11 protein-coding genes are annotated in these 8,026 nt (G+C 50.6%); 5 read left to right on the forward strand and 6 right to left on the reverse strand.

Translation table 11 applies throughout. The annotated features are described in order from the left end of the window. The first annotated feature begins 11 nt into the window (after window positions 1-11). A complete protein-coding gene (locus tag MHM85_RS04510; RefSeq protein ID WP_239285139.1) occupies window positions 12-788 on the forward strand; it encodes a hypothetical protein in 777 nt (258 codons plus the stop codon). 209 nt (window positions 789-997) lie between these two features. Here the strand turns inward: MHM85_RS04510 and radC are convergent, their stop codons facing one another. From radC to MHM85_RS04540, 6 genes are all read right to left on the reverse strand, one after another. After that, window positions 998-1,495 carry a DNA repair protein RadC gene (gene radC / locus MHM85_RS04515; RefSeq protein WP_239285141.1) on the reverse strand — a complete coding sequence of 166 codons (498 nt, stop codon included), beginning with the start codon at window positions 1,493-1,495 and terminating at the stop codon, window positions 998-1,000. An 89-nt stretch (window positions 1,496-1,584) separates the two neighbouring features. After that, entirely contained in the window at window positions 1,585-2,196 is a 612-nt protein-coding gene (locus MHM85_RS04520; RefSeq protein ID WP_239285143.1) for a lambda exonuclease family protein, read from the reverse strand. 37 nt (window positions 2,197-2,233) lie between these two features. Next, window positions 2,234-2,983 (reverse strand): ERF family protein, encoded by a 750-nt coding sequence (locus MHM85_RS04525; RefSeq protein WP_239285146.1) that lies wholly within the window; start codon window positions 2,981-2,983, stop codon window positions 2,234-2,236. A 29-nt stretch (window positions 2,984-3,012) separates the two neighbouring features. Beyond that, window positions 3,013-3,189 carry a hypothetical protein gene (locus MHM85_RS04530; protein ID WP_239285148.1) on the reverse strand — a complete coding sequence of 59 codons (177 nt, stop codon included), beginning with the start codon at window positions 3,187-3,189 and terminating at the stop codon, window positions 3,013-3,015. A 107-nt stretch (window positions 3,190-3,296) separates the two neighbouring features. Next, the gene (locus MHM85_RS04535; RefSeq protein WP_239285150.1) at window positions 3,297-4,265 is read right to left on the reverse strand and encodes a DUF932 domain-containing protein; all 969 of its coding nucleotides are present in this window, start codon (window positions 4,263-4,265) and stop codon (window positions 3,297-3,299) included. A 98-nt stretch (window positions 4,266-4,363) separates the two neighbouring features. Continuing rightward, window positions 4,364-4,702 carry a hypothetical protein gene (locus MHM85_RS04540; protein WP_239285152.1) on the reverse strand — a complete coding sequence of 113 codons (339 nt, stop codon included), beginning with the start codon at window positions 4,700-4,702 and terminating at the stop codon, window positions 4,364-4,366. A 154-nt stretch (window positions 4,703-4,856) separates the two neighbouring features. Here MHM85_RS04540 and umuD point away from each other — a divergent pair, with 154 nt between their 5' ends. The 4 genes from umuD to MHM85_RS04560 all read left to right on the forward strand — a co-directional run bounded on the left by umuD (window position 4,857) and on the right by MHM85_RS04560 (window position 7,936). After that, entirely contained in the window at window positions 4,857-5,306 is a 450-nt protein-coding gene (umuD, locus tag MHM85_RS04545) for a translesion error-prone DNA polymerase V autoproteolytic subunit (protein ID WP_239285154.1), read from the forward strand. Continuing rightward, a complete protein-coding gene (locus tag MHM85_RS04550; RefSeq protein WP_239285156.1) occupies window positions 5,303-6,580 on the forward strand; it encodes a Y-family DNA polymerase in 1,278 nt (425 codons plus the stop codon). Before umuD ends, MHM85_RS04550 begins: the two co-directional genes overlap by 4 nt. A gap of 398 nt (window positions 6,581-6,978) precedes the next feature. Next, complete coding sequence (locus MHM85_RS04555; protein ID WP_239285158.1) at window positions 6,979-7,215, forward strand: AlpA family transcriptional regulator; 237 nt, start codon at window positions 6,979-6,981, stop codon at window positions 7,213-7,215. A gap of 1 nt (window position 7,216) precedes the next feature. Continuing rightward, entirely contained in the window at window positions 7,217-7,936 is a 720-nt protein-coding gene (locus MHM85_RS04560) for a DUF3987 domain-containing protein (protein WP_239285160.1), read from the forward strand. Window positions 7,937-8,026 lie beyond the last annotated feature (90 nt).

Below are 8,026 nucleotides of genomic sequence, written 5' to 3' on the forward strand. Positions count from 1 at the left end.
TGAGGGCAGTAATGTACGAGCATAGGTTTATAGCATTTATAGATATTCTCGGTTTTGGTGCTTTGGTTGAAAGCAGTGCCAATGATAAAAATATTCAAAAAAGTATTTTTGAGGCGCTTAAATCAATACAGTCTGATAAGCTTGGCGAAGACCTGTATGCTCAGGTCAATGAGGAGTTAGTGCCTCAGGCAGAGCTTGAAGAAGTTAAAGAAATATTAAACCTATTCAAGCGGGAGATGAATGAAGTCAGTCCCGTTACCATCACGTATTTTTCGGACAGTCTGGTTATTTCTGCTCCTGATGACGACGTAGTTGCTGCTCAGCTTGTTATAGACTTAGTAATAAAAATAAAAATAAAAATGTGGTCTGATCATAGTCTACTTATCCGTGGAGGTATAACACACGGAGATTTGACTCACATAGGTGGTGGGCCTCTCTTCGGACCTGCAATGAATAGAGCCTATTATCTTGAGTCTAAAGTAGCTAAATTTCCACGTGTGCTTATTGATGATTCGTGTCTTGATAAATATAGAAAGGTGAGAACCTTTGATCTCTTTGAGTCTTCAATAAAATGTGATGGAGAGAATAGCTATATCAGTCTCGCGACAGCCTTGTGTCACACGGTTACAGACAGTTCGCTGGTGTTGTCTGGAGAGCATGTTATAAAGCCATTTAGAGATATTTACGAGACGGCTCCATATAAGCTAAAAGCTATTGCTAGCTCACATGTAGATGAGAAAATTAAAGGAAAATACCTGTGGCTTCTAAGCGAGTTTTCAGGGGGCTAATATAGTAATTCTAATTTTTTAATGCTGATCATATCAAAAAAATTTGCTGAGGCTTCGCCTTAACCATATGCCCAAGCATGTTATCAGTATTATATCGGCGCTATCTAATTGTCATCTCCTGGTCGTATGCTGTCTTAACCAAAAAAATGAAGCTTGTTGCATTAGTGGAGCTGCCTTGCGAGGCAGCTCCATATTATTCAAACCAGAGTTTACAAATACCCCATCTCCGCAAACGACTTACACCCATCACTACCCACCACCACATGATCAAGCACCCGTATATCCATCAGTCCAAGTGCTTCCTTCAGGCGCTCGGTAATACGCCGATCCGCATCACTAGGCTCAGGATCGCCACTAGGGTGGTTATGAACGAGGATCACAGCGGCAGCGTTGTAAGCGAGCGCTGCCTTTAGTACCTCTCGTGGGTACACGCTGGCTGAATCAATCGTGCCGCGAAACAGCTCTTCAAAGCGGATGACACGGTGCTGGCTATCCAAGAAGAGCATGCTGAACACCTCGTACTCATAGTCCTGCAGAAGGAGCTGTAGGTGCTCAAACGCCTGCGAAGGCTGGGTAATCTTGCGACCTTTGGCCAGCTTGCGGCGCGCGAAGCGCTTGGCCATGGTGATGATATCGGTTTCAGTGACGGGCGAGGTAACGTGGTAGGTACCTGCTACTTCCCCGGCTTTCAGTTTGGTGTGTGTCATGGTTGCCTCCAAAAATAAAAAATGCCGGGGTGGTGGCCCCGGCATCTATGTCGTTAATGGTTGTTGGGAGTATTTGTAAGAGTGAAGTCTCACGCGACCATCACTTGGCTCATTCGCCGCTCCATCTCTTCATGAAAAGCGTCGACCCGCTCAGCGATGGTGCGAATCATGATGTCGTCCCGGTAGGCGCGTTTGATAAACAGCGGCATACCGGGCCAGTAGCTCACAAAATCAATCCACTCCCGTTCGCTGACCCAGAGTCCACCTTGGCACTGAGCAACGTGTTCGGCGGGAATCTCCCCGCTCAGCAGCACCTCGATTTGGAACTTGGGGAGCTTGGTTTTAATTTCCAGCAAGCCGTTATCGCCTACTAGGCTGTCGGGCGAGTAGCCCACCTCATGATTGAGAATAATGCCTACTTCCTTTGGTTCTGATTCGCCAGTGGCATCGCGGTATAACTCTCGGGCTACGCCTTCTAGCTCATGACCACGGCGGGTATGCACGTTGCCTTGAAACGTTTCAGCCAGTTCGCCGGTAATCCGCTCGCCGATTAGTTGGTGCATATACGAAAAGGCCCCGGTGCCAAATCCACCAGGGCCTTTGCCGTTGACCAGCAGCGTTTTTAGCTCCGACATGGTGACGCGCCCTAAGCGCGCCGCCAGCCATTCGGGGGAGCCTTGCTCCATGGTGAGTATCTGCATGGATGCCTCCTTTACTCAAATAGGACTGGTAAGCCGTTCACTTAACGGCTCGCTTGGTGAGAGATGCCCTGAGCTTGTCGAAGTCGCTATACGGCACTTGCACGGCGGAACCGTATTTGCCACTGAACCACTCTTGGGTGGTGGCTGGGCATTGGCTGATCAAACGCTGAATCTGTCCCGCCTGAAAAGCCGTAACCCTCTTTACAGCTGCACGTGTGCTGGCCTGACCGTTATCGTCCTGCCCGCGTGTAGTGATGTTGAGCAAGGCGCACAGTACGTAGCGCTTGCCGTAGCTGGTGGACGATCCAAACGCCTGTACCGCGTTCTTGTTACCGCTCATATCCGCAGGCAATAGCATGCTGGTCTCTTCCCGATGGCCGTCCTTGTGCATCAGCACGCCCGTCACTTGGATACCGCGTTCCTGGGTCTGAATACGGAAGCTCACTGCGAAGCCGTGTTTTTGCAGGATGGGGCGCACGGTATCGACGATATCTTCCAGCGTGGCATAGCAGCCGTTATTGGTTTGCCCACGCTCTTCAATGCTGGGCAGCTCGGTCTGCATCGCTGCCATAGCAGCGCTGTAGGCCATCATGGCCTGACGGTCCATCACGCGCTCCTGCATTTGCAGCAGGCGCTCCATCTTGTCGATATCGACGTCAGGGTTGAGGGCAGCTCGCTCGATCACCTGGATAATGGCGGTACTTTCAGTGGTTGATGAAGAAGAAGTAGGCGGCGCCGCCTGGAGAGACGATGCCTCTTGAGTGACCATCTGTGTCTTGTTCGCCATGACGGCTCTCCTTAAAAACGGTATGGGAGTTAAATATCGGTGGGCAGATCATCGGGAGATACCGGCACAAGCCGAAGCTCCGCGCGGTAAAACTGGCCTTTCGCCATGACATAGGTAGTTGCCTGGGTTTGGTCTTGGGTCAGAAGGCGTTCTGTGAGCTGGGTAAGAGCTAAGTCGAGGTCGAGGTCGTGGTGTAGCAGTGCCATATAGGCCTCCAAACAAAAAAACGCCCAGCCGGTTAAGAGCTGGGCGTCTATGGGGTGACGTTAGTGAGGTAGATCAGCAAGTAACGTGGTGGCGACGCCGTTAAGAGTTAGCTGACCAAGGCCAGCGCCGCGTTGAGCGCTTCCTGCTTCAGCTGTGCGCCTTGTCCGAACCAGGCAGAGTCCATGCGGGTATCGTTACTGCGTGCGCGTTTTTCATGATCGACGTATTCGGTCACGGCATTGAGCAAGCCCCAGGCCGTGTCCTTCGCGGTCACTAAGTGAGCGCCACGCCCTTCGCCTTGGTAGAGCTTCCGTACCTTATTCAGTGCTCGATAGTTGGGCAGTTTGGAAGGATCGTCTAACGGCGTCTCCACGCCGCACATCACCGCTTGGAAGTAGTGTTGTGCTTCACGGTGATCAATCTTCCGCTCGGCTAACGCCTTCATGCGGTACATGAAGTCATTCCACTGCGACACCGAGATACCCAGTTGGCGTTTGACAGCGCGGGGATCAAACTCCGAGCGGTGTGGCACCTTCACCGCTTGCGACGTGCCATCGACTGCAATTTGCAGTGTGTTGTTGCACACCACCCGCACCGTGGTAGGCGTGGCCATGGTGGCAAGGGTGCCGTCACACGACGTGGCCAACAGCAGATAATCGTTGACCTCATCCTGACCTTTGAGCGACGTGCTTAAGCCGCTACGGGCTAACGCCCAGAACTTACGTCCGCCTTTGAGCACGCCAGCGGTTTCTAGCTCATACCCGGCGTACTCAGTCAGATCACGGTAAAACTCCAAAATCTCCTCGGGCTGCACCACCTTATAGCGCTGCGACACCACCGACAGCGGGGCTTTGGTATCTGAGCGGTAAAGCACCTTCTGCTCAGGGAATGAGTGAATGCTGCCCAGGTGGCTAGCCCCTTCGGCAATAAAGCGTACCGGCGCTTCTTCGATATGCCAGTTCATACCGGCCTGTTGCTGCCAGACCTTCAGCGGTTGATGACGAGACAGCTGTTGCCCCAGGCCATGCCAAGGGGTATCGCCAACGTAAGCCATGTGTTCAACGAGATGTGCCATGAGTCATTCTCCAGACATAAAAAAAGCGCCGACCAAAGGCCAGCGCGCGAAAGTGAATAGGCGGATCATTCGCCCCACACAGGGCGAACAACGATAGGTTAAGCGTTAGGTGCTAAAGGCGGGTAGGCGTCGCGGTAGGTGCAGCCGCAAGACAAGCATAACCACGGTGTCCCGCTGCCAACTGGCAGCCACTGCTCAAACAGCGAGGTGGCCATGCGTGAGCCGGTTTGACCTCCGGCCACGGCACCCATCATGGCGGCAGGCAGTTTTGCCAGTGGAAAGCGAGTCATCGCCAATGGCAATGGGCCGGTAATGGCCATCGAGCGCCATGCGCCAATAGCACCGCCAATCAAGGTGCTGCCTACCACGCTCACGCGTTGGGTAGTCTCCAGATTCAGCATGCGCGTAGATGCACAACGCTTACAGGGTGGGGACATATTGAAGCTCCTATGCAGCGGAAAAGGTTCCAGTGGGGTGGATGCATAGGAGTGATATAGGTCTGAAATTGGTTGGGATACGCCGATGAGGTATTGCGTTAATTGAGCACTTTACAGATACTGTTTTTATATACAGCTATCAATGGAGGTGCCCATGACGTTATCAGTGACATTACTGGGACAAGCAGACGCTTTAACGGCGTCGCAGCCCTTACCGCTCTATACCTGTGCCGTGCGCGCAGGCTTTCCTTCGCCCGCAGATGACCACTTGGATACCGATCTTGATCTACACCGTTATGTGGTGAAACGGCCTGCAGCAACGTATTTCGTACGTTCTGAAGGAGACTCCATGATTGGTGACGGGATTCACCATGGGGATTTGCTGGTGGTGGATCGCAGCCTCGAAGCCTTACCAGGGCGCATTATCGTCATTTGTGTTGATGGCGAGCTCACAGTAAAGCGCCTTGAGCGAGTAGGGCAGCGGACTTATCTCCGGGCAAGTAATCCTGCTTACCCTCCCATTCCCCTAGATGGTCGTGAGTCGCACGTCTGGGGCGTAGTGACTCATGTGCTTCACAGCTTTCCAGGGGCAACGCTGCAATGATGGCTCTGATCGACTGCAATAACTTCTACGTCTCCTGCGAACGGGTCTTCAACCCATCACTGGAAGGTCGTCCTGTAGGAGTACTATCCAATAACGATGGTTGCGTCGTCGCACGCTCTAACGAATTAAAAGCGCTGGGTGTTGAAATGGGGGCTGCCATGCATCTGTTAACACCCGAAGTGCGCCGCCAAGCCGTCCTGCTATCCAGCAACTATGCGTTGTATGGTGATATGTCCCAACGGGTAACCGAGGTGCTGGGGCAGTTTTCACCCCATGTAGAGGTGTACTCCATCGACGAAAGCTTTGTCGGGTTTCAGGGATTTGAGTTAGATACCTTGGAACATCGAGGCCAAGCGTTGCGGGATACCGTGAAGCAGTGGACAGGTATTCCCGTGTCAGTGGGGGTTGCGCCGACACGGGTGTTGGCCAAGGTCGCCAATCATGCCGCTAAAAAACACCCTGCATATAGAGACCAAGGTGTATGCACGTTGCTTGCAGAAGGCGCGTCTACTAAAGCGTTGCTGAAGCAGTTGCCTGTCACCGAACTATGGGGCGTTGCACGCCGCACCGGCGAGCGATTACGCGTCATGGGCATTGAGACTGCCTGGGACCTGCGAGAGGCAGACCCGAAACATATCCGTCGGCACTTTAGTGTGGTGCAGGAGCGCATTGTCTGGGAGTTGCGGGGGCAACCCTCCATTCAGCTAGATGACATGAGCCAGCCTAAACAACAGATCATGGTGTCTCGTTCGTTTGGGCGGCTTACTAACGATCCCCATCAGTTAAGGGAGGCGCTACGGCATCATGCTGCCAGGGCGGGCGAAAAACTTCGTAAGCAGCAAAGCGTCACCAGCGCTGTCATGGTGTTTATCCGCACAAACTCGTTTCGTACGGATTTACCTCAATATCGTCAACGTGTGGTCATTTCTCTGGAACGGCCCACTGATGATAGTCGTGAGATCATTGCCGCTGCGGTGCAGGGTTTGCGTCGTCTCTGGCGAAAAGGATACGCCTACCACAAAGTGGGTCTCATGCTGCTTGATCTATCGCCTAAAGCTAATCGACAGCTCACCCTCACTGAAACCCCTCAGACCGACGAAGAAGCCAAACGTAGCGAACGATTAATGGCGACGATGGACAAGCTCAACCGTGAGCTGGGCAAGGGGACGGTACAGTTGGGCCTGCCCCGAAAAGGAAACGCCTGGTCGTTGCGTAGTGAGCGTCGTACACCAAGGTATACGACACAGTGGAACGAGTTATTAAAAATAAACTGAATCGGTACATTTGGTTATAAAGTTTCTAGTAAGGCCACTTAAACACAACAGTATGCCCTCTCTTACTTGCTACTCCTGCTACTGAGTAGCAGGAGTAGCTGTGAGAACGGATAGCTCTATGTGCCGGTAAGTCGTTAAGGTATTGAATGAGCAGCCTAAATTAATAGTTGTTTTAAGGGCAACCCTTCTCAGATATAGCTAAAAAAGCCTCTGTTTTTCACCTCATTCTTAACTTCATTTTATGCATCTGACTGTAGTGAAAAATTGACGTCAAAAAACGTCAAATTAAGTCATGTGACATTTTTTTCGCCATCCGCAATTATGTCTCTCACAAACAGGGCAAGCAGTACATGAGTTAAGGATGCCCATAAATTCACCAATGATAGAGGCAAATAGAGATGGAAACTTTAAATGCTAAGCCAATGGCGCTTCTGCGTCTGAAACAAGTGATAGCGATAACGGGACTATCCCGCTCCTCCATTTACAGCATGTTGGATGAAGATTCATCTAGCTATGACCCTGATTTTCCTAAGCAAGTTAAGATAGGCAAAAAATCGGTGGCCTGGGTAGAAAATGAAGTTGATCAGTGGATTGTAAAGCGTATCGCTGCACGTCAAATGAAAAAGGAGAAGTAACATGGCTATTCATCGAACAGGCAGAAATGCCGAGCTCAATAATCATGCCAATGATTTAATTGAGCAGTCAGCCAATGAAATGTCGATAAATTTACAAATCGACCAAAAAATGGCTCTGTCATGTTATTTGACTGCGGCGTCAACTGCATTACAGGGGGTGGCAGATATCCGCTGGCCTGATGGTAGGGAATCACCGCTATCTCTATTTACGTTGCTACTTGCAGGCTCGGGAGAGAGAAAAACAACAGCTTTTGCTAAAGCAAATTCAGTTGTACTGGCTAAAAATAAGGAACTCGCTCTAAGTAACGAGCGTAGGAAAAATCGATACGATAACGAAATTCGTATTTGGAGCAAAAAATACAAAGCAATTGAAAGTAAAATTGTTCGTGAAACTGTGCAAGGTCGAGAGACTGAAAAGTACGAGAAAATACTGAAGGAGATAGATATGGAAAAACCTGAAAAGCCATCGATAATTGACTTTATATACAAGGATTCAACATCCGAAGCTTTAATGCAAGGGTTGCATGATAAGTCAAAGTATGCATCTTTGATATCAAGTGAGGGTGCTGGAATATTGAATGGAGGGGCATTTAAAAATTATGCTTCTATTAACGATGCCTGGAGTGGAGATGATCTAAAAGTGGACAGAAAATCAACTGCCTCTAGCTATGTAAAAGGGGCTAGCCCGGATTTCTCACAGGGTATAAAAGAAAGCGGCTGAAAGTGCTATGATTTCAAGAACCTAACCAATCCATCAAGCACCAACAGCCGCTTCCAAAATGGTACCTGAAAAGCTGACCTTCTCGCCACT

This window comes from Halomonas sp. McD50-4 (genome assembly GCF_022348135.1).
GTDB lineage: Bacteria > Pseudomonadota > Gammaproteobacteria > Pseudomonadales > Halomonadaceae > Vreelandella > Vreelandella piezotolerans.

Excerpts from the sequence above, each read along its gene's own strand:
- MHM85_RS04510 (WP_239285139.1), top strand. The coding sequence starts at position 12 with ATGTACGAGCATAGGTTTATAGCATTTATAGATATTCTCGGTTTTGGT.
- MHM85_RS04540 (WP_239285152.1), bottom strand. The coding sequence starts at position 4,702 with ATGTCCCCACCCTGTAAGCGTTGTGCATCTACGCGCATGCTGAATCTG.
- MHM85_RS04550 (WP_239285156.1), top strand. The coding sequence starts at position 5,303 with ATGATGGCTCTGATCGACTGCAATAACTTCTACGTCTCCTGCGAACGG.
- radC (WP_239285141.1), bottom strand. The coding sequence starts at position 1,495 with ATGACACACACCAAACTGAAAGCCGGGGAAGTAGCAGGTACCTACCAC.
- MHM85_RS04555 (WP_239285158.1), top strand. The coding sequence starts at position 6,979 with ATGGAAACTTTAAATGCTAAGCCAATGGCGCTTCTGCGTCTGAAACAA.
- MHM85_RS04530 (WP_239285148.1), bottom strand. The coding sequence starts at position 3,189 with ATGGCACTGCTACACCACGACCTCGACCTCGACTTAGCTCTTACCCAG.
- MHM85_RS04520 (WP_239285143.1), bottom strand. The coding sequence starts at position 2,196 with ATGCAGATACTCACCATGGAGCAAGGCTCCCCCGAATGGCTGGCGGCG.
- MHM85_RS04560 (WP_239285160.1), top strand. The coding sequence starts at position 7,217 with ATGGCTATTCATCGAACAGGCAGAAATGCCGAGCTCAATAATCATGCC.
- MHM85_RS04525 (WP_239285146.1), bottom strand. The coding sequence starts at position 2,983 with ATGGCGAACAAGACACAGATGGTCACTCAAGAGGCATCGTCTCTCCAG.
- umuD (WP_239285154.1), top strand. The coding sequence starts at position 4,857 with ATGACGTTATCAGTGACATTACTGGGACAAGCAGACGCTTTAACGGCG.
- MHM85_RS04535 (WP_239285150.1), bottom strand. The coding sequence starts at position 4,265 with ATGGCACATCTCGTTGAACACATGGCTTACGTTGGCGATACCCCTTGG.